The organism is Streptomyces sp. NPDC047117, assembly GCF_040643545.1.
GTDB lineage: Bacteria > Actinomycetota > Actinomycetes > Streptomycetales > Streptomycetaceae > Streptomyces.
Genome location: NZ_JBEYUN010000004.1, coordinates 296671 through 315430, shown reverse-complemented (window position 1 = coordinate 315430; position 18760 = coordinate 296671). Strand labels below are relative to the sequence as shown.

Below are 18760 nucleotides of genomic sequence, written 5' to 3'. Positions count from 1 at the left end.
GACGGCCGCGCTCCGGGTGACGCGATCCGCGCCGGCCGCCGCGAACTGTTGGCCGCGTCGGCCGCGCGGGTCTCCCCGCTCCGCTCGGCGACGCGGTACCGTGGCGTCCCTTCTTCCCACATGATCCTCGAAGCCGCCCTGGAGGTCCCGTGGTACAGGCCTACATCCTGATCCAGACCGAGGTCGGCAAGGCCTCCCAGGTCGCCGAAGTGATCGCCAAGCTGCCCGGCGTGATCCAGGCCGAGGACGTGACCGGTCCCTACGACGTGATCGTGCGTGCCCAGGCTGACACGGTCGATGATCTGGGCCGCATGGTGGTCGCCAAAGTCCAGCAGGTGGACGGGATCACGCGCACCCTGACCTGCCCCGTCGTCCATATCTAGCCCCCCGTATGCTCGGCCGGGTGAAATTCTCGCCCCGCCGGTCGCTCGCTCTGCCCCTGCTCGCCGTGCTGATCACCGCGGTGGGCTGTGCCCCGTCCGACGATTCGGCGAGCGTGGCGGTTCCCGCCCCGAAGGGTGAGGCTGCCCGGCTGTGCCGGGCACTGCACGGGGAACTGCCCGGCACGGTGGACGGTCTGAAGCGGCGGACCGCCGATCCCGTCTCCGACTTCACCGCCGTATGGGGGTCGCCCGCCGTGCGCCTGCGGTGCGGCGTACCGAAGCCCGAGGTGCTGCAGCGCGGTAATGAACATTACAACCCGCTGCAGGACGCCGCGAAAATCAACGGCGTCGAGTGGGTCTTCGAGAAGCAGGACGACGGCTACCGCTTCACGACCGTGCTGCGCAGGGCGTACGTCGAGGTGACGGTGCCGGGGAAGTACGCGCCCGAGGTCGATGTGCTCACCGACCTGGCGTCGGCCGTACGGAAGACCGTTCCGGTCGGGGTCGTGTAGGACACGCCCCGACCGGGGACGCCGCGGCCTCAGCGCAGGCCCGTGGAGCGGCGCAGCGCCGCCTGGATGAGCCGGTCGACCAGCTCGGCGTAGCTCACGCCGGACTCCTGCCACATTCGCGGGTACATCGAGATGGGCGTGAAGCCGGGCAGGGTGTTGATCTCGTTGATGACGAACTCGCCGTTGTCCTGCAGGAAGAAGTCGGCCCGCACCAGGCCCTCGCAGGACGCCGCCTCGAAGGCCTGCACGGCCAGCTCCTGGACGCGCGCGGTCTGCTCCTCGGTGAGCGGCGCGGGCACCAGTCCGGTGGCCGAGTCGATGTACTTGGCCTCGAAGTCGTAGAAGTCGTGCGCGGTGACCGGGGGGATCTCGGCGGGCACGCTGGCCCGCGGACCGTCCTCGAACTCCAGTACGCCGCACTCGATCTCGCGGCCGCTCAGCAGCGACTCGACGATGATCTTCGGGTCGTGGCGGCGGGCCTCCTCGACGGCCTCGTCCAGCCCGGCGAGGCCGTCCACCTTGGAGATGCCCATGGAGGAGCCGGCCCGGGCGGGCTTCACGAACAGCGGCCAGCCGTGCTCGCCGGCGAAGTCCACGATCTTCTTGCGGGCGGCGGAAGGATCCTGCTCCCACTCGCGCGGGCGGATGACCTCGTACGGGCCGACCGGCAGCCCGAAGGAGGCGAACACCCGCTTCATGTAGTCCTTGTCCTGGCCGACGGCCGAGGCGAGCACGCCGGAGCCCACGTAGGGCACGCCGGACAGCTCCAGGAGGCCCTGGAGGGTGCCGTCCTCGCCGTACGGGCCGTGCAGCACGGGGAAGACCACGTCGACGTCGCCGAGCGCCTTCGGGACCGCGCCGGGCTCGCTGTAGACGACCTCACGGTTGGTGGGGTCGACCGGCAGCACCACGGCTCCGTCGGCGGACTCGGCCAGCTCCGCGACGTTCGGCAGCTTCCGGTCCGTGATGGCCATCCGCTCCGGGGCGTCGGCGGTCAGCGCCCAGCGGCCGTCCGACGTGATGCCGATCGGCAGCACGTCGTACTTCTCGCGGTCGATGGCGCTCAGGACGGCGCCCGCGGTGACCACCGAGATGGCGTGCTCGGAGCTGCGCCCGCCGAACACGACGGCGACGCGGGGCTTCTGGGAGGAGGTCTCGCTGCTCATATCGGACCGAGACTACCTGTTGGTACGGCCGATGCGAATGTCCTGGGCGGCGTGGGGCGCTTCTATGGGCCATGTCCCCCGTGTCCGTGGCAGGGCCCCTCCCTCTCCCCGGTCCAGCGGGAGAACTCCCGTCCCCATGGCCAAGGCCCCTCCCCCACCTCCACCACACACAAGGTGAAGTTAGCCCTCACAGCCCGCGGCCGTGAGGGCCTGTGGACAACGGCTCATCGCCAACGCCCACGGCCCCCGGACTCTGTGGACAACCAGAGGCCCAAGGCCCTCCGACTCCGGAGATCTCAGTGCCGCTCCGACTTCGCCGACCGCGACATCAGTTCCTTCAGCGCCACCAGCGGCGGCTTCGCGTCGTGGACGATGTTCACCACCGTTTCGGTGATGGGCATCTCCACGCCGTGCCGGCGGGCCAGATCCAGCACCGATTCGCAGGACTTCACGCCCTCCGCGGTCTGCTTGGTGACGGCGATGGTCTCCTCGAGAGTCATGCCGCGGCCGAGGTTGGTGCCGAAGGTGTGGTTGCGGGAGAGCGGCGAGGAGCAGGTGGCGACCAGGTCGCCCATGCCCGCCAGCCCCGCGAACGTGGCCGGGTCCGCACCCAGCGCGAGGCCCAGCCGGCTGGTCTCGGCGAGGCCCCGGGTGATCAGGGACGCCTTGGCGTTGTCGCCCAGGCCCATGCCGTCCGCGATGCCCACCGCGAGCCCGATGACGTTCTTCACCGCGCCGCCCAGCTCCGCGCCGACCACGTCGGTGTTGGTGTACGGGCGGAAGTACGGGGTGTGGCAGGCGGCCTGCAGGCGGGTGGCGACGGCCTCGTCGGCGCAGGCGACGACCGCGGCGGCGGGCTGCCGGGCGGCGATCTCCTTGGCGAGGTTCGGGCCGCTGAGCACGGCCACCTGCTCGGCGGGCACCTTGGCGACCTCTTCGATGACCTCGCTCATCCGCTTGGCCGTACCGAGCTCGATGCCCTTCATCAGGGACACCAGGACGGTGTCGGCGGGCAGCAGCGGCGCCCATTCCGCGAGGTTGGCGCGCAGCGTCTGGGAGGGCACGGCCAGGACGGTGAACTCCGCGCCCTCGGCGGCCTCGGCGGGATCGGTGGTGGCCCGTACGGTCTGCGGCAGCTCCACGCCCGGGAGATAGTCGGGGTTGGTGCGGGTCGTGTTGATGGCCTCGGCGAGCTCCGCGCGGCGGCCCCACAGGGTCACCTCGCAGCCCGCGTCGGCCAGCACCATCGCGAATGCGGTGCCCCACGACCCCGTGCCGTAGACGGCGCAGCGCGTCACTTGCCTTCATCCTCCTGAGTGCGGCCGGACGCCTCGTCCTGCCGTCGCATCTGCTGGGTCTTCCGGCGCTGTTCGGCGCGGGCCTTGCGGTGGTCGTACGGCTCGGCGGGCGCGGGCTCGTCGCGGACCTCGGCCAGGATCGCGGTCACCGCCGTCATGATGCGGTCGGTGACGGCGCGCAGCACCTCGGCGGTGGGCTCCTGGCCGTAGAACTCGTCCAGGTCGACGGGCGGGCCCGCCTTCACGCGCAGGGTCTTGCGCGGGAAGAGGCGGAGTTTCTTGTCCTTGGCGTACGGCGGCATCGCCTCGTTGGCGCCCCACTGGGCGACGGGGATGACGGGTGCCTTGGTGAGCAGGGCGACGCGGGCCGCTCCGGTCTTGCCCTGCATGGGCCACATGTCGGGGTCCCGGGTGAGGGTGCCTTCGGGGTAGAAGGCGACGCACTCGCCGCGGTTGATGGCGTCCACGGCGGCCCGGAATGCGGTGGCCGCGTCGGTGGACTCGCGGTAGACCGGGATCTGTCCCGTTCCGCGCATGACCGCGCCGACGAAGCCGCCCTTGAAGAGGCCGGCCTTGGCGAGGAATCGCGGGACCCGTCCGCTGTTGTACTGATAGTGCGCGTAGGAGAGCGGGTCGAGATACGAGTTGTGGTTGACCGCGGTGATGAATCCGCCCTCGGCCGGAATGTTCTCCATTCCCTGCCAGTCCCGCTTGAACAGAACCACGAGCGGCGGTTTTGCGATGACCGCTGCGAGGCGGTACCAGAAGCCGATTCTGTGGCGGGACACTCGGACACCCTCCTTGTGGGACCTGCTGAGCTGCGGCGACCCGGCAGCCGCACAAGTGTCGCCCCCGGTACCCGGTCTGTCGAGGACACCGTATCCCCGCGCCCTGCTGCGGGCGGCGGCAGCGGGTGACAATGCTGCCGATGCGAGAGGAAGGAGCCGTCGCGGTGTGGAGCCTGGTGGTGCCTCTGAAACCGCTGGTGCTGGCCAAGAGCAGGCTGTCCGCCGCGGCGGATGCCCGCTTCCGGCCCCGGTTGGCACTGGCGTTCGCGCTGGACACCGTGGCCGCGGCGCTGGCGTGCCCGGTGGTACGGGATGTGGCGGTTGTCACGGATGATCCGCTGGCCGGTGAGGGTCTCGCGGCCCTGGGTGCGCGCATTGTGGCCGACACTCCGGCGGCCGGGCTGAATCCGGCGATCGCGTACGGCGCGCAGGCCGTACGGGCGTGCCGTCCCGATGCCGCGGTGGCGGCGTTGAACGCGGATCTTCCCGCGCTGCGTCCGGCGGAACTGGAACGGGTGCTCTCGGCGGCCGCGCAATTTCCGCGTGCATTTCTCGCGGATGCGGCGGAAATCGGTACGACGCTGCTGACCGCGGCGCCGGGGGTGGAATTGGCGCCGGCTTTCGGGGGCGCCTCGCGTGCCCGGCACAGGGCCTCGGGGGCGCGGGAGATCGCGCTGTCCGGTGTGCGGTCGGTGCGGCAGGACGTGGACACACCGGAGGACCTCGGGGCGGCGCTGGAGCTGGGTGTGGGGGCGCGGACGGCCCGGCACACGGCGGCCATTTCGGCGCGTATCGCGGCGCTGGGGGCCCAGGGGGCCTGAAAGGCGTCCAAGGGCGCCCGAGGGAGGCCGGGGCGGCTCTCAGGACGTCCGAAGGGCGTTTCTCCGGGGACGTCCGGAGGATGATTCTCCGGGGACGCCCGGAGGGTGTTTCAGAACGTCTGGAGCGTGATGAGGGTGATGCGGCGGTTCTCGCCGTCGCCCGTCACGTCGATGCGGACGCGCTGGCCGGGCCGGAGGAGCCGCAGGGCGCCTGCGTCGAAGGCGGCGGCGTCGAAGGGCAGCGGGGTGCCGTCGTCGAGCAGCACGCTGCCGGTGCGGCTGTCGGCGTCGTAGGTGTATGCGGTGGCCTGCATGGTCAGAGCCTAATCGGGTGGGGCGCGGACAACACACCGCGGGCCGGGCTCCTCAGGGGAGCCCGGCCCGTCGCGAGGGTCCGCAGGAAGGTCAGCGCTTGCGCGCGGTGGTCTTCTTGGCGGTGGTCTTGCGGGCGGTGGTCTTCTTGGCCGGTGCCTTCTTCGCCGTGGTCTTCTTGGCCGGGGCGGTCTTCTTGGCGGTGGCGGTCTTCTTCGCCGGGGTCGCCTTCTTGGCGGTGGTGGCCTTCTTCGCCGGGGTCGCCTTCTTGGCCGTGGTGGCCTTCTTGGCGGTAGTGGCCTTCTTCGCGGTGGTGGCCTTCTTCGCCGGCGTCGCCTTCTTCGCGACGGTGGTCTTCTTCGCGACCGTGGTGGTCTTCTTCGCCGCCGACTTCTTGGCGGTGGCCTTCTTGGCCGCGGCCTTGGCGGTCGTACGGGTGGAAGAACCGCCGGAAAGGCTGCCCTTCGGGGCCTTCTTGACGGCCACGTCGTTCTTGGGGAGCTTCTTGGAGCCGCTGACCAGGTCCTTGAAGCCCTGTCCGGCGCGGAATCGCGGCACGGAGGTCTTCTTCACCCGCACCCGCTCACCCGTCTGCGGGTTGCGGGCGTAGCGGGCCGGGCGGTCGACCTTCTCGAACGAGCCGAATCCGGTGACCGAAACGCGGTCGCCGCCGACCACGGCACGGACGATGGCGTCCAGGACCGCGTCGACCGCGTCTGCGGCGTTCTGACGTCCGCCGAGCTTGTCGGCAATGGCTTCTACGAGCTGCGCCTTGTTCACGTCTTCCCCTTCGGAGACATTGCTGGAACGAATGTGTTCAAGCTTTTTCGCACGTTAGGCAGATATATACCGCAAATCAAACACGAAACGGGCTAATCACCCTTGTGCCGCAACGAACTCGACCGTCACGGAGTTCCGTCGGCATCCACATCTTCGGGATAACGGCCTTCGTCGAGGTCGTTCATGAACCGCTCCAGACGCCGTGCCGCGCCGGCGAGATCGTGTTTTGCCGCAGCCGTGATGACGAGCAGCTTCCGGGTCAGCGCCATCCGTACGCCCTCCGGGACTTGCAGTGTCCGCACTCTTGTGTGTGCGGCCTTGAGGCGGTCGGCGACGAGACCGTAGAGCTCCAGTTGGCCGTCGCGTTCCATGCGCTAATTGTGCCATCTGCGGTGAGTTGTCGCTTCACGGGGCCTCAACACGCCACTCAACAAGACGAAGCGCCCCTTGCCAAGTAGCAAGGAGCGCATCGTATGCAAGATGTCTTTCAGCCAGAAAATCCCGAGGTCAGGCCACTACCGTCTCCGGCTTGAAGGACGGCCGCTTCGCCTCGTAAGCGGCGATGGCCTCCTCCTCCCGGAGGGTGAGGCTGATGTCGTCCAGCCCCTCCAGCAGCCGCCAACGCGCGTTCTCGTCCAGCTCGAAGCCGGCCTTGATGCCCTCGGCCCGCACCTCGCGGTTGACCAGGTCGACCGTCACCTCGGCGGTGGGGTCGGCCTCGGCCAGCTGCTGCAGCGCCTCCACGGTCTCCTGCGGCAGGACGACGGTCAGCAGACCGTTCTTGAGGGAGTTACCGCGGAAGATGTCGGCGAAACGCGAGGAGATGACGGCCTTGAAGCCGTAGTTCTGGAGCGCCCAGACGGCGTGCTCACGGGAGGAGCCGGTGCCGAAGTCCGGACCCGCGACCAGGACGGTGGCGCCCTGGTACACGTCCTGGTTCAGCACGAAGTCGGGCTGCTTGCGCCAGGCCTCGAAGAGACCGTCCTCGAAGCCGTCCCGGGTGACCTTCTTCAGCCAGTGGGCGGGGATGATCTGGTCGGTGTCGACGTTGCTGCGGCGCAGCGGGACGGCCCGGCCGGTGTGGGTGGTGAATGCTTCCATCGTTCTCAGACTCCAGCGGGCGCGGGGACGGCGGCGTCGGACAGGTCGGCCGGGGACGCCAGGTGGCCGAGAACCGCCGTCGCGGCGGCGACCTGGGGCGAGACCAGGTGGGTGCGGCCACCCTTGCCCTGCCGGCCCTCGAAGTTGCGGTTGGAGGTCGAGGCGGAGCGCTCGCCCGGGGCCAGCTGGTCCGGGTTCATGCCCAGGCACATGGAGCAGCCCGCGTGCCGCCACTCGGCGCCGGCCGCGGTGAAGACCTTGTCCAGGCCCTCCTCGACGGCCTGCAGCGCCACCCGGACGGACCCGGGGACGATGAGCATGCGTACGCCGTCGGCGACCTTGCGCCCCTCCAGGAGGGAGGCGGCGGAGCGCAGGTCCTCGATGCGGCCGTTGGTGCACGAACCTACGAAGACGGTGTCCACCTTGATGTCGCGCAGCGGCTGACCGGCCGTCAACCCCATGTATTCCAGGGCCTTTTCGGCGGCGTACCGCTCCGAAGCGTCCTCGTAGGAGGCCGGGTCCGGGACGCGCTCGGACAGCGGCGCGCCCTGGCCGGGGTTGGTGCCCCAGGTGACGAACGGCGCCAGCTCGGAGGCGTTGATGACGACCTCGTGGTCGAAGACGGCGTCCTCGTCGGTGCGCAGCGTCTTCCAGTACTCGACCGCCGCGTCCCAGTCCGCGCCCTTCGGGGCGTGGTCGCGGCCCTGGAGGTAGGCGAAGGTGGTCTCGTCCGGGGCGATCATGCCCGCGCGGGCGCCCGCCTCGATGGACATGTTGCAGATGGTCATCCGGGCCTCCATCGAGAGTTTCTCGATGGCGGAGCCGCGGTACTCGATGACGTAGCCCTGGCCGCCGCCGGTGCCGATCTTCGCGATGATGGCGAGGATCAGGTCCTTGGCGGTGACGGTGTCGGGCAGCTCGCCGTCGACCGTGATGGCCATGGTCTTGAAGGGGGACAGCGGCAGCGTCTGGGTGGCCAGCACGTGCTCGACCTGGCTGGTGCCGATGCCGAAGGCCAGCGCGCCGAAGGCGCCGTGGGTGGAGGTGTGCGAGTCACCGCAGACCACGGTGGTGCCCGGCTGGGTCAGTCCCAACTGCGGTCCCACGACATGGACGACGCCCTGCTCGACGTCGCCCAGCGGGTGCAGCCGGACGCCGAACTCCGCGCAGTTCTTGCGCAGTGTCTCCAGCTGGGTGCGCGAGACCGGGTCGGCGATGGGCTTGTCGATGTCCAGCGTGGGGGTGTTGTGGTCCTCGGTGGCGAGGGTGAGGTCCGTACGGCGCACCGTTCGGCCGGCCTTGCGCAGGCCGTCGAAGGCCTGCGGGCTGGTCACCTCGTGCAGCAGGTGCAGATCGATGAAGAGGAGGTCCGGCTCGCCTTCCACGCGCTTGACGACGTGGTCGTCCCAGACCTTCTCCGCGAGTGTCCGTCCCATCGCTGTCCCTCCGGCCGGCCGCTTCGCCGGCCCAACTCGTCTGATTGCGCGCCGCTCGTACCCCTCGTACCGGGCGGTACACAGGCCCCTGGTCCAGGACCTCGCTTCAAGAGTGGCGACTTCCTCGGAAAATTGAACTTGCGTTTCACAGTGTGAGACGCGAGTATCGTTGCATGGACAACTCTAGCGGCGTCGGCGTTCTCGACAAGGCGGCTCTGGTATTGAGCGCTCTGGAGTCCGGTCCGGCCACCCTCGCCGGGCTGGTCGGAGCGACCGGGCTCGCGCGCCCCACGGCGCACCGGCTTGCGGTAGCACTGGAACACCACCGGATGGTGGCGAGGGACATGCAGGGCCGGTTCATCCTCGGACCACGGCTGTCGGAGCTGGCCGCGGCGGCCGGCGAGGACCGCCTGCTGGCCACGGCCGGTCCGGTGCTCACGCACCTGCGCGATGTGACGGGCGAGAGCGCCCAGCTCTATCGCCGGCAGGGCGACATGCGGATCTGCGTGGCCGCTGCCGAGCGGCTCTCCGGCCTGCGGGACACCGTCCCGGTGGGTTCCACGCTCCCGATGAAGGCGGGCTCCTCCGCGCAGATCCTGATGGCCTGGGAGGAGCCGGAGCGGCTGCACCGCGGCCTTCAGGGCGCGCGCTTCACCGCGACCGCGCTCTCGGGCGTACGGCGCCGTGGCTGGGCCCAGTCGATCGGCGAGCGGGAACCGGGCGTGGCCTCGGTCTCCGCGCCCGTACGCGGCCCCTCGAACCGCGTGGTGGCCTCCGTGTCGGTCTCCGGGCCGATCGAGCGCCTGACGCGCCACCCGGGCCGGATGCACGCCCAGGCCGTCATCGACGCGGCCGCGCGCCTCAGCGAGGCCCTGCGCCGTACGAGCTGACCCGCGCCGTACGAGCCGACCTCTCCCCCGGGCCTGCCGCCGCCAACGCCGCCGGCGGCGGGCCGGGGCTCTTTTCGCTCTTTTCTCTTGGCAAACGAAAAAGGCCCTTCACCGAAGTGAAGGGCCTTTCTTCTGTACCCCCGACCGGATTCGAACCGGCGCTACCGCCTTGAGAGGGCGGCGTGCTAGGCCGCTACACAACGGGGGCTGGTCTGCTGTGATCAGCAGGAGGTGCAGTTCACCTGCTCAACTGCGCTGGCCTACCAGGACTCGAACCTAGACTAACTGAACCAGAATCAGTCGTGCTGCCAATTACACCATAGGCCATGGTGGTGTAGACCAATCCAGGATCGGTCCACCAGTACCCCCGACCGGATTCGAACCGGCGCTACCGCCTTGAGAGGGCGGCGTGCTAGGCCGCTACACAACGGGGGCCCTAGCGATCCTCATCATCACCGCATCCGGGAGCGACCCGAAGGAGGTGGGTTGAAAGGATCTGTACCCCCGACCGGATTCGAACCGGCGCTACCGCCTTGAGAGGGCGGCGTGCTAGGCCGCTACACAACGGGGGCTTGCACTGCAATCAAGAGACGTGCTTCGACGTGCGATGACGCAAAAGATGATCTCTTGCTGGCCTACCAGGACTCGAACCTAGACTAACTGAACCAGAATCAGTCGTGCTGCCAATTACACCATAGGCCACCAAAACGCAACCCCCTGCGGGGATTTTGTTCGGGTTACGCTTCCCGGCCGGGCCTCTCGGCCCTCTCGGGCGGCGCAGAAAGAACATTACCCGAAGGTGTCCGGCGCTCCAAAACGCGTATCGCCGCGCAGCAGCCCGGGCAGCTGGTTCAGGCCGGTGATCCGGACCAGCTCGGGACGGCCGCCCAGTCCCCGGCGGTCCAGCCAGATGCCGGTGAGCCCTGCGGCGACGGCCCCGCGCGCGTCGATGTCGGGCTGGTCCCCCACGTACGCCACCTCCGCCGGCGGCAGTCCCAGGACCTCACATGCGGCGTGAAAGGCCCCGGCGGCGGGCTTGGCGACCCCCAGGTCCGCCGCGCACACCAGCGCCTCGAAACGGTCCCGCACGCCCAGGACGCGCAGCTTGCGGTCCTGGTTGCGGACGGAGGAGTTCGAGAGCACCGCGTGCCGGTAGTCCGCCGCCAGCAGCTCCAGGGCCGGCAACGTGTCCGGGAAGAGCGCCCAGGCGGCCTCGTAGTGCGCGAGGTACCGCCCGAACCAGTCGTCGGCCTCCTCGTCGCTCATCGACGGCGTACCGAGGAAGTCCCGCACGCGGTCGCGGCGCTGCGCCTCGAAGGCGACGCCGCCGTTCTCGAACCGCCGCCAGTGCAGCTCGGTGAGCTCCTTCCACCGCACGAGGGCCGCATCGACGGACGGATGCCCGCCGGTCAGCCCCTCGGCAAGAAGATGCGCCTGCATCCCGGCGCGGTCGGCGCTCGCGTAATCGAAGATCGTGTCATCGACATCCCAGAGAACCGCGCGTATCGGCATGTCCCGCACGGTACCGGCGCATGCTTCAGGAGACCCAGTTCTTCAGGGGCTCGGTGTCGAGGGTGAGGTTCACGGGGTCGGGGAGGTGGACCTCTTTGCCGAACGGAATGATCTGGACCTGCTCGTAGCGGACGCCGTCCGGTTGGGAGAAGACCTTCACCTCGCAGCTGTCCCGGTCGATCAGCAGGTAGACGGGGATGCCGGCCTCTGCGTAGGCGCGGGGCTTGTCCCTCCGGTCCCGGCGGTCGGCGTCCGAGTCGTACGACGTCACCTCGACGGTCATGAGAACCGGGTCCGGATCGGCCCACTCCCCCGCCCCGACGAACGCATCACTCGGCGCAAGCATGCCGTCCGGTCGCGCACGACCACCGCAGTAGGCCCCGACGCACAGGCCCTGTTCAGGGTGGACCCAGAGCTCAGGACGCGCCTGCAGGCAGAGGCGCGTCAGCCATTGAATGAACCTCCCGTGATCACCGTTCGCCATCGCCTTGACCCCCAGCCGTCCGTCAATGAACTCAAGACGCGGGCCGTCGTCATGGTGCATGGCGATACGAGCCAGCTCTTCGAAGAGGTCCAGAGACATCTGCTGTTGCAGCATGTGCGGCCGCTCGGCGAGCGCAGTCATGGGCGTCCTCCTAGTCGCGTCACGCTCAGTGTTCCGCTTCATCTCCGGCACCGCCCCTGCGTAGACGTTCCTGCACTCTCAGTCATACACGAAAGAGGGGCGGCGACCGGTGTGGTCGGCGCCCCTCTTCAGGGGTGGGCGGTTACGCGCCCAGCTTCTTCAGGGCGGCGTCGATGCGGGCCAGGGTGCGGTCCTTGCCGAGGACTTCGAGGGACTCGAAGAGGGGGAGGCCCACCGTGCGGCCGGTGACGGCGACGCGGACCGGGGCCTGGGCCTTGCCGAGCTTGAGGCCGTGCTCCTCGCCGGCGGCCAGGACGGCCTCCTTGAGGGCCTCGGGGCTCGACCAGTCCGCGGTCTCCAGCTTGGCGCGGGCGGTGGTGAGCAGCGCGACCGGGTCGCCCTTGCCCATCGCCTTGGTCCAGGACGCCTCGTCGAAGACCGGCTCCTGCAGGAAGAGGAAGTCGACGTTCTGGGTGATCTCGGAGAGGACCGTGAGGCGGGTCTGGGCGTGCGGGGCGATGGCCTCCCACGCTGCCCGGTCGAAGTCCTCGGGGGCCCAGGGGGCGTACGGGGCCTGCAGCCACGGGGTGCAGGCCTCGGTGAAGGCCTTCACGTCGAGGCGGCGGATGTGGTCCGCGTTGATGGCCTCGGCCTTCTTGAGGTCGAAGCGGGCCGGGTTGGCGTTGACGTCCTCGATCTCGAACTTCGCGACCATCTCGTCGATGGAGAAGAGGTCCTGGTCCTCGGAGAAGGACCAGCCGAGGAGCGAGAGGTAGTTCAGCAGGCCCTCGGGGAGGAAGCCGCGCTCGCGGTAGAGGTTCAGCGAGGACTGCGGGTCCCGCTTGGAGAGCTTCTTGTTGCCCTCGCCCATGACGTAGGGCAGGTGGCCGAAGGCCGGTACCTGCTTGGCGATGCCCAGCTCGATCAGCGCCTTGTAGAGCGCGATCTGGCGCGGGGTGGAGGAGAGCAGGTCCTCGCCGCGGAGGACGTGGGTGATCTCCATGAGCGCGTCGTCGACCGGGTTGACCAGGGTGTACAGCGGCGCGCCGTTGGCCCGGAGGATGCCGTAGTCGGTGACGTTCTCCGGCTGGAAGGTCAGCTCGCCGCGGACCAGGTCGGTGAAGGTGATCGTCTCGTCGGGCATCCGGAAGCGGACGATCGAGGTGCGGCCCTCGGCCTCGTACGCGGCCTTCTGCTCGGGGGTGACCGTGCGGCACTTGCCGTCGTAGCCGGAGGCCTTGCCGGCCTTGCGGGCGGCCTCGCGGCGCTCGTCCAGCTCCTCGGCGGTGCAGTAGCAGTGGTAGGCGTAGCCGCCGTCCAGGAGCTTCTGCGCGACGTCCTGGTAGATGTCCATGCGCTGGGACTGCCGGTACGGGGCGTGCGGGCCGCCGACCTCGGGGCCCTCGTCCCAGTCGAAGCCCAGCCAGCGCATGGCGTCCAGGAGCTGGTTGTAGGACTCCTCGGAGTCGCGGGCCGCGTCGGTGTCCTCGATCCGGAAGACCAGGGAGCCCTGGTGGTGCCGGGCGAACGCCCAGTTGAAGAGGGCGGTGCGGACCAGGCCCACGTGGGGGTTGCCGGTCGGCGAGGGACAGAAACGTACGCGGACGGGGGTCGCGTTAGCCACGCTTGATCACCTTGTTGGTGAGAGTGCCGATGCCTTCGATGGTGACGGCGACCTCGTCGCCGACGTTGAGCGGGCCGACCCCCGCGGGGGTGCCCGTGAGGACGACGTCGCCGGGGAGCAGCGTCATCGCCTCGGTGATGTGGACGATCAGATCCTCGATCGAGCGGACCATCTCGCTGGTGCGGCCCAGCTGGCGTTGTTCGCCGTTGACCGTGCACTGGACGGTCAGGTCGCTCGGGTCCAGCTCGGTCTCGATCCAGGGGCCGAGCGGGCAGGAGCTGTCGAAGCCCTTGGCCCGGGCCCACTGCTTCTCGCGCTTCTGGATGTCACGGGCGGTGACGTCGTTGGCGCAGGTGTAGCCGAGGACGACGTCCTTGACGCGCTCGCGGGGCACCTCGCGGCACATGCGGCCGATGACGACGGCCAGCTCGGCCTCGTGGTGCACCTCCTGCGAGAAGGAGGGGTACACGACGGGGTCGCCGGGGCCGACCACGGAGGTGGAGGGCTTGAAGAAGGCGACCGGTACGTCGTCGACCTCGTTGCCGAGCTCCTTGGCGTGCTCGGCGTAGTTGCGGCCGATGGCCACGACCTTGTTCGGGAGGACGGGCGGCAGCAGCCGCACCTTGTCCAGGGGGACCTTCTGCCCCGAGCGCTCGAACTCGGCGAAGGGGTGTCCCTTGATGACGTCGAGGTCGTTGCCCTCGACGACGCCGAAGCCGACGTTGCCGTCGATGGAGAATCTGGCGATGCGCACGGAAGCCGCTGCCCCTCTTGATCTCTAACCGGGAGTGGACAACCCAGGCTATCGCGGGAGCAGCGCCCGCCCTCTGTCCTCTTCGTACGGGGCGTGCTGCCCCGTTTTGTGCGTCGCGTCCTACTCGGGCGCGGTCATGAGGACGGTGCGGCGGGGGTTGGCGGTCTGGGCGGGCAGCTCGACGGCGTGCTCCGGGGCCACGTTCTCCTCGACCGGTGCGGTCTGCAGCTCGTCCGCGTCCTTCAGGTGCATCAGAGTGGTGCGCCGCGGGTTGGCTATGGAGCGGAACATCATCGTCGTCTTCACTGCGGAATGCCTCGCGTATCTCGCGTCGTGGTGGACATGGCTCAGGTGCCGCTGGGCGATAGCGGCACCTGTGTAAAGCGCAAGGCTATGCGCGCTATTCCCGTCCGCGGTGCGGCCAAGTCGACGATCATCATGTGAGTTTGCTCACGAACAGTGTGGCAAATGCCGCAATTTTCATGATCGAAAACCACCGCCGAAACGGACATTGGCGGATCGAAGTGCACGTTCCACTCCCCTTTACCGAACCCGGGGCGGCGCGCTATGGCGACCGGAACGCTCGCAAAAGTCCGTTATAAGGGGCAGGAGCTTCTACGACTCGTTACTCACTCCATACATTGCGTCACACATGTCACAGCCAGGGCCTCCGCTCTTGTTGCTGCTCCGGCACTGTGCTGGAATTCCCCGGACCGCCGCATGTTTCACACGGCGCGCAGGGGGCGCAGAGCAGCGCCGCGCGGTGGGTGCCGCTCTCTTCGCCAGAGGGAGCAGCCCTCCGGTCACACTCACGACCGCCATGGGGCCCGCGGCCCCCTACGACTCGACACCGTCCCGCCGTTACGCGGAGGGACGCCTGGTCCAGAGGTTGCGACGCTAGTGCAGGGACGTTTCAAGAGGGATGGCAGCGCTGCGGCTGACCCGGAGCTGCGCGGCGGGACCGACCGCGCCTCCTCGCAGCAGCGCGCCCAGAGCAACGGTCCGGCGAGCGGCACGTTGCCGACCGACCGGACCGACCCGGCGCCGGCCGGCGACTCCGCCGCCGAGCGCCCCAAGGTCAAGGGCCCCACGGGGCCCGGGACCCGTCTGTCGCTGCGCAACTGGCGCATCAGCACGCGCCTGGTCTCCCTGATCGCCCTGCCCGTGGTCGCCGCCACGACCCTGGGCGGTCTGCGGATCAGCAGCGAGCTGGACAACATCGACCAGCTGGACCGCATGCAGCTCCTCACGGAGATGACGCGGCAGGCCACCGAGCTCGCCGACGCCCTCCAGGAGGAGCGGGACCGCTCGGCCGGCCCGGTCGCCGGCTCGGGCAACACCAAGGACGACACCGATGTCGTGGCGCCGCGCGAGGAGACCGACCGCGCGGTCAAGTCGTTCAAGGAGCACACCGACGACATCGACTCGGTGCGCGGCTCCATGGCCGGCGTCCGCGCCACGATCGTCGACATCCAGCGCCAGCTGGGCACCCTCAACGAGGTCCGCAACAAGGCGTACTCCGACAAGGAGAACGTCGCCCAGACGATCAGCGCGTACAACCAGCTCATCACCTCCCTGCTCGCGCTCTCCCAGGACATGGCGCAGGCGACCAGCAACCCGGAGATGATCCAGAGCACCCGCTCGCTGGCCGCGTTCTCCTCCGCCAAGGAGTACGCGTCGATGCAGCGGGCCTTCGTCAGTGCCGGTCTGGCGCACAAGGGCCACGCGCACCTGTCCGCCAACGACCGGCTGGCCGGCCGTACCGCCGAGGACAACGAGGAGTCCGCGCTCAAGCGGTTCTCCAACATCTACCCCGGCGCCGCCTCCCTCATGGAGGGCCTGGACAGCGGCAACGACGACATCGAGCACGCGAACTCCTTCGCCGACCGCAGCTTCAAGACCGAGTCGGGCATCCGCGGTGAGGAGATGTCGTACCTGGACTGGTACGACCTCGACACCAACAAGATCAGCCTGATGTCGCGCATCGAGACGACGCTGCTCTCCCAGATGGAGCAGAAGTCCCGCGAGCTGCGCAACGACGCGACCACCGGCGCCATCATCAACGGTGCCGTGATCCTGCTCGTCCTCGGCATCTCGCTGATCGGCGCGTTCGTCGTCTCCCGCTCCATGGTCCGCTCGCTGCGCCGCCTGCAGGACACCGCCCAGACCGTCTCCCAGAAGCGGCTGCCCGAGCTGGTCAAGCAGCTCTCCGAGGCCGACCCGCAGGAGGTCGACACCTCCGTCGAGTCCGTCGGCGTGCACAGCCGGGACGAGATCGGGAAGGTGGCCACCGCGTTCGACGAGGTGCACCGCGAGGCCGTCCGGCTGGCGTCCGAGCAGGCGCTGCTGCGGGGCAACGTCAACGCGATGTTCACCAACCTCTCGCGCCGCAGCCAGGGCCTCATCCAGCGGCAGCTGTCGCTGATCTCGGAGCTGGAGTCCCGCGAGGCCGACCCCGACCAGCTCTCCTCGCTGTTCAAGCTCGACCACCTCGCGACCCGCATGCGCCGTAACGGCGAGAACCTCCTCGTCCTCGCGGGCGAGGAGCCGGGCCGCCGCTGGACCCGCCCGGTCCCGCTGGTCGACGTCCTGCGCGCCGCCGCCTCCGAGGTGGAGCAGTACGAGCGCATCGAACTGAGCGCCGTGCCGACCACCGAGGTCGCCGGCCGCGTCGTCAACGACCTCGTGCACCTCCTCGCCGAGCTGCTGGAGAACGCCACCTCGTTCTCCTCGCCGCAGACCAAGGTCAAGGTGACCGGTCACGCGCTGCCCGACGGCCGTGTGCTGGTCGAGATCCACGACACCGGCATCGGCCTCTCCCCCGAGGACCTCTCGGCGATCAACGAGCGCCTCGCCAGCCCGCCGACCGTGGACGTCTCGGTGTCCCGCCGGATGGGCCTCTTCGTGGTCGGCCGCCTGTCCCTGCGGCACGGCATCCGCGTCCAGCTCCGGCCCTCCGACTCCGGCGGTACGACCGCCCTGGTCATGCTGCCGGTGGACGTCGCGCAGAGCGGCGGCGCCAACAAGAAGGCCGGCCCGGGCGGCAAGTCCGGCAAGCCCCAGGGCGGCCGCGGCGCCGGTGAAGCGGGCGGCCAGCACTCCAGCCGGCTCGCCGGCCTCCAGCCGCGCGGCCAGGTCGGCGCGGGCCCCCGTACGGCGCTGCCCACCCGCCCCGGCGCGGGCGCGCCCGGCGGTGCCCCCGGTGGCGCTCCCGGCGCCCCCACCCGTCCGCAGAACGACGCCTTCGGCAACCGTCCGGCGGCGCCCGCCGGCCAGGACCGGCCCTCGCTGCCGGTGCGCGGCGGTGAGCCGGCCCAGCCGCCGGCCGCGAACCACCAGCCGACCGTCGCCCCGCCCACCGGTGCGCCCGCGCCGCGCGGCGAGCGGCCGCAGCTGCCCACGCGCAGCTTGGCCGGCGAGCTGACCGGCGGTCCCGCCGCGGGTCAGGACGCGTCCGCTTCGCAGCAGCACGCGCAGCAGCCCGGTTCCAGCTGGGGTGCGCGGCGTGAGCGCGGCGAGGCGGCCGACGACTGGCCGCTGGCGCCCCGGCGCCCCCAGGAGGACCGCCCGCGCGGCCACGAGGAGCCCGGCACGGCCGGCGGCCACGGCCGTCCGGAGCTCCCGGCGCAGTACGAGCGTCCGGAGACCACGGGCCGGTTCCCGCAGCCCGGGAACACCGGCCAGTACGAGCGTCCGGAGACGACCGGGCAGTTCCAGCGGCCCGAGGCCCCCGGGCAGTTCTCGCAGCCGGCGGCCGGCGGTCCCGGTGACACGGCGCAGTTCGAGCGTCCCGACTTCGGCGGCCCGCGCCCCGGCGCGGACGCCCCGGCCCGCGACGACGGCCCCGCACAGGGCGGCCCGGCGCAGGGCGGTCCCGCGCAGGGCAGCCGGCCGATGTGGAGCGGTGAGTTCACGCTGCCGTCGGCCCCGTCGTCCGGGCAGCCCGCCGAGGAGGCCCCCACGCCTCCCGCGGCGCCCGCCGGGCCCAGCAGTCCCATGTGGAGCGGCGAGTTCGCCCCGCAGTCCGCGCAGGACGGCCGCCCCGCCGAGGAGAACGCCCAGGCGCCCGCCCGCGGCGAGGAGGCCCCGGCACGCGGCGGTCAGGCGTACGACGCCGACTCCTACGGACGCGACGACGCGTTCGGCCGGGACGACGCCTTCGGACGCGACGACGCTTTCGGGCGGGACGACGCTTTCGGGCGCGGTCCCCGTACCGGCGAGGTGCCGCTGCAGCAGCAGCCGCGCAACGCGCCGGACGACGCCGACTACCTCGGCGGCCCCGCGCCGCGCGACACGGGCGGCGACGGCCGTACGCCGATCTTCGACACGATCGAGTCGAACTGGTTCACCCAGCCGGGCGGCAGCGCGGCGCAGGAGCAGGAGCAGCCGAGCCGGCCGCAGAGTGCCCCCGAGGCGCCGCGGCTGCCCCGGCGTGAGCCGGCCGGCAGCGGCGCGCAGGCGCAGGCGCAGTGGCGTACCTCGCCCAACGACGACGTGTGGCGCCGGGCCGAGCAGGTCCGGCAGCCGGCGGCCGGCGGGGTCACCACCTCCGGGCTGCCGCGCCGGGTCCCACGTGCCAATCTGGTCGCAGGCACCGCGCAGCAGGAACCCCGGCCGGGCGGACCGCAGGTCTCCCGCTCGCCGGACGACGTGCGCGGCCGGCTGACCAATCTCCGCCGGGGCATCCAGCAGGGGCGGCAGGCCGGGCACACCGGCACGCATCCCCTCGTGGACCCCACTCACCAGCAGGAGCGTTAG

Annotated in this window: 19 protein-coding genes and 5 tRNA genes; 5 read left to right on the top strand and 19 right to left on the bottom strand. The window is 70.2% G+C overall.

The window, feature by feature from the left end:
* Nucleotides 1–149: 149 nt before the first annotated feature.
* Nucleotides 150–383, top strand: coding sequence for an Lrp/AsnC ligand binding domain-containing protein (locus ABZ840_RS09965; RefSeq protein ID WP_361556134.1), 234 nt, complete (start codon nucleotides 150–152; stop codon nucleotides 381–383).
* An 8-nt stretch (nucleotides 384–391) separates the two neighbouring features.
* Nucleotides 392–895 (top strand): DUF3515 domain-containing protein, encoded by a 504-nt coding sequence (locus ABZ840_RS09960; RefSeq protein ID WP_361556131.1) that lies wholly within the window; start codon nucleotides 392–394, stop codon nucleotides 893–895.
* 29 nt (nucleotides 896–924) lie between these two features.
* On the opposite strand, the gene ABZ840_RS09955 is transcribed toward ABZ840_RS09960, so the two are convergent.
* From ABZ840_RS09955 to ABZ840_RS09945, 3 genes are all read right to left on the bottom strand, one after another.
* Nucleotides 925–2061, bottom strand: a complete 1137-nt coding sequence (locus ABZ840_RS09955) for a D-alanine--D-alanine ligase family protein (protein ID WP_361556128.1) — start codon at nucleotides 2059–2061, stop codon at nucleotides 925–927.
* Between the two features lie 296 nt (nucleotides 2062–2357).
* On the bottom strand, nucleotides 2358–3359 hold the full coding sequence (locus ABZ840_RS09950) for an NAD(P)H-dependent glycerol-3-phosphate dehydrogenase (RefSeq protein ID WP_361556125.1): 1002 nt from the start codon (nucleotides 3357–3359) through the stop codon (nucleotides 2358–2360).
* Nucleotides 3356–4147, bottom strand: coding sequence for a lysophospholipid acyltransferase family protein (locus ABZ840_RS09945; protein WP_361556122.1), 792 nt, complete (start codon nucleotides 4145–4147; stop codon nucleotides 3356–3358). The genes ABZ840_RS09950 and ABZ840_RS09945 overlap by 4 nt, the downstream gene beginning before the upstream one ends.
* Nucleotides 4148–4287: 140 nt before the next feature.
* Here ABZ840_RS09945 and cofC point away from each other — a divergent pair, with 140 nt between their 5' ends.
* Complete coding sequence (cofC, locus tag ABZ840_RS09940; protein WP_361556594.1) at nucleotides 4288–4968, top strand: 2-phospho-L-lactate guanylyltransferase; 681 nt, start codon at nucleotides 4288–4290, stop codon at nucleotides 4966–4968.
* A gap of 110 nt (nucleotides 4969–5078) precedes the next feature.
* Here the strand turns inward: cofC and ABZ840_RS09935 are convergent, their stop codons facing one another.
* The 5 genes from ABZ840_RS09935 to leuC all read right to left on the bottom strand — a co-directional run bounded on the left by ABZ840_RS09935 (nucleotide 5079) and on the right by leuC (nucleotide 8597).
* Complete coding sequence (locus tag ABZ840_RS09935) at nucleotides 5079–5282, bottom strand: hypothetical protein (protein ID WP_361556119.1); 204 nt, start codon at nucleotides 5280–5282, stop codon at nucleotides 5079–5081.
* Between the two features lie 91 nt (nucleotides 5283–5373).
* The gene (locus tag ABZ840_RS09930) at nucleotides 5374–6060 is read right to left on the bottom strand and encodes an HU family DNA-binding protein (RefSeq protein WP_361556116.1); all 687 of its coding nucleotides are present in this window, start codon (nucleotides 6058–6060) and stop codon (nucleotides 5374–5376) included.
* Nucleotides 6061–6185: 125 nt separating this feature from the next.
* A complete protein-coding gene (locus ABZ840_RS09925) occupies nucleotides 6186–6431 on the bottom strand; it encodes a hypothetical protein (protein ID WP_030267010.1) in 246 nt (81 codons plus the stop codon).
* A gap of 136 nt (nucleotides 6432–6567) precedes the next feature.
* Complete coding sequence (leuD, locus tag ABZ840_RS09920; RefSeq protein WP_361556112.1) at nucleotides 6568–7161, bottom strand: 3-isopropylmalate dehydratase small subunit; 594 nt, start codon at nucleotides 7159–7161, stop codon at nucleotides 6568–6570.
* A gap of 5 nt (nucleotides 7162–7166) precedes the next feature.
* The gene (leuC, locus tag ABZ840_RS09915; RefSeq protein ID WP_361556109.1) at nucleotides 7167–8597 is read right to left on the bottom strand and encodes a 3-isopropylmalate dehydratase large subunit; all 1431 of its coding nucleotides are present in this window, start codon (nucleotides 8595–8597) and stop codon (nucleotides 7167–7169) included.
* Between the two features lie 173 nt (nucleotides 8598–8770).
* Here leuC and ndgR point away from each other — a divergent pair, with 173 nt between their 5' ends.
* Nucleotides 8771–9487, top strand: a complete 717-nt coding sequence (gene ndgR, locus ABZ840_RS09910) for an IclR family transcriptional regulator NdgR (RefSeq protein ID WP_030624314.1) — start codon at nucleotides 8771–8773, stop codon at nucleotides 9485–9487.
* 135 nt (nucleotides 9488–9622) lie between these two features.
* Here ndgR and ABZ840_RS09905 read toward each other — a convergent pair.
* The 11 genes from ABZ840_RS09905 to ABZ840_RS09855 all read right to left on the bottom strand — a co-directional run bounded on the left by ABZ840_RS09905 (nucleotide 9623) and on the right by ABZ840_RS09855 (nucleotide 14532).
* Nucleotides 9623–9695 (bottom strand) — tRNA-Glu (locus tag ABZ840_RS09905).
* 47 nt (nucleotides 9696–9742) lie between these two features.
* A tRNA-Gln gene (locus ABZ840_RS09900) sits at nucleotides 9743–9814 on the bottom strand.
* Nucleotides 9815–9849: 35 nt separating this feature from the next.
* Nucleotides 9850–9922 (bottom strand) — tRNA-Glu (locus tag ABZ840_RS09895).
* Nucleotides 9923–9986: 64 nt separating this feature from the next.
* A tRNA-Glu gene (locus tag ABZ840_RS09890) sits at nucleotides 9987–10059 on the bottom strand.
* Between the two features lie 58 nt (nucleotides 10060–10117).
* Nucleotides 10118–10189: transfer RNA gene (locus ABZ840_RS09885), tRNA-Gln, on the bottom strand.
* Between the two features lie 87 nt (nucleotides 10190–10276).
* Complete coding sequence (locus tag ABZ840_RS09880) at nucleotides 10277–10999, bottom strand: HAD family hydrolase (RefSeq protein ID WP_361556106.1); 723 nt, start codon at nucleotides 10997–10999, stop codon at nucleotides 10277–10279.
* Nucleotides 11000–11024: 25 nt separating this feature from the next.
* Nucleotides 11025–11624, bottom strand: coding sequence for a Uma2 family endonuclease (locus ABZ840_RS09875; protein ID WP_361556103.1), 600 nt, complete (start codon nucleotides 11622–11624; stop codon nucleotides 11025–11027).
* 142 nt (nucleotides 11625–11766) lie between these two features.
* Complete coding sequence (gene gltX / locus ABZ840_RS09870; RefSeq protein ID WP_361556100.1) at nucleotides 11767–13248, bottom strand: glutamate--tRNA ligase; 1482 nt, start codon at nucleotides 13246–13248, stop codon at nucleotides 11767–11769.
* Entirely contained in the window at nucleotides 13241–14002 is a 762-nt protein-coding gene (locus ABZ840_RS09865; protein ID WP_361556097.1) for a fumarylacetoacetate hydrolase family protein, read from the bottom strand. Before ABZ840_RS09865 ends, gltX begins: the two co-directional genes overlap by 8 nt.
* A 120-nt stretch (nucleotides 14003–14122) precedes the next feature.
* On the bottom strand, nucleotides 14123–14308 hold the full coding sequence (locus ABZ840_RS09860; protein WP_361556094.1) for a hypothetical protein: 186 nt from the start codon (nucleotides 14306–14308) through the stop codon (nucleotides 14123–14125).
* 41 nt (nucleotides 14309–14349) lie between these two features.
* Nucleotides 14350–14532 (bottom strand): hypothetical protein, encoded by a 183-nt coding sequence (locus ABZ840_RS09855; protein ID WP_361556091.1) that lies wholly within the window; start codon nucleotides 14530–14532, stop codon nucleotides 14350–14352.
* A gap of 370 nt (nucleotides 14533–14902) precedes the next feature.
* On the opposite strand from ABZ840_RS09855, the gene ABZ840_RS09850 reads away from it, so the two are divergent.
* Nucleotides 14903–18760, top strand: a complete 3858-nt coding sequence (locus tag ABZ840_RS09850; RefSeq protein WP_361556088.1) for a nitrate- and nitrite sensing domain-containing protein — start codon at nucleotides 14903–14905, stop codon at nucleotides 18758–18760.

Coding starts and splice junctions, on each gene's coding strand:
- ABZ840_RS09875 (WP_361556103.1), bottom strand. CDS start 11,624: ATGACTGCGCTCGCCGAGCGGCCGCACATGCTGCAACAGCAGATGTCT.
- cofC (WP_361556594.1), top strand. CDS start 4,288: ATGCGAGAGGAAGGAGCCGTCGCGGTGTGGAGCCTGGTGGTGCCTCTG.
- ABZ840_RS09925 (WP_030267010.1), bottom strand. CDS start 6,431: ATGGAACGCGACGGCCAACTGGAGCTCTACGGTCTCGTCGCCGACCGC.
- ABZ840_RS09955 (WP_361556128.1), bottom strand. CDS start 2,061: ATGAGCAGCGAGACCTCCTCCCAGAAGCCCCGCGTCGCCGTCGTGTTC.
- ndgR (WP_030624314.1), top strand. CDS start 8,771: ATGGACAACTCTAGCGGCGTCGGCGTTCTCGACAAGGCGGCTCTGGTA.
- leuC (WP_361556109.1), bottom strand. CDS start 8,597: ATGGGACGGACACTCGCGGAGAAGGTCTGGGACGACCACGTCGTCAAG.
- ABZ840_RS09960 (WP_361556131.1), top strand. CDS start 392: ATGCTCGGCCGGGTGAAATTCTCGCCCCGCCGGTCGCTCGCTCTGCCC.
- ABZ840_RS09935 (WP_361556119.1), bottom strand. CDS start 5,282: ATGCAGGCCACCGCATACACCTACGACGCCGACAGCCGCACCGGCAGC.
- leuD (WP_361556112.1), bottom strand. CDS start 7,161: ATGGAAGCATTCACCACCCACACCGGCCGGGCCGTCCCGCTGCGCCGC.
- ABZ840_RS09880 (WP_361556106.1), bottom strand. CDS start 10,999: ATGCCGATACGCGCGGTTCTCTGGGATGTCGATGACACGATCTTCGAT.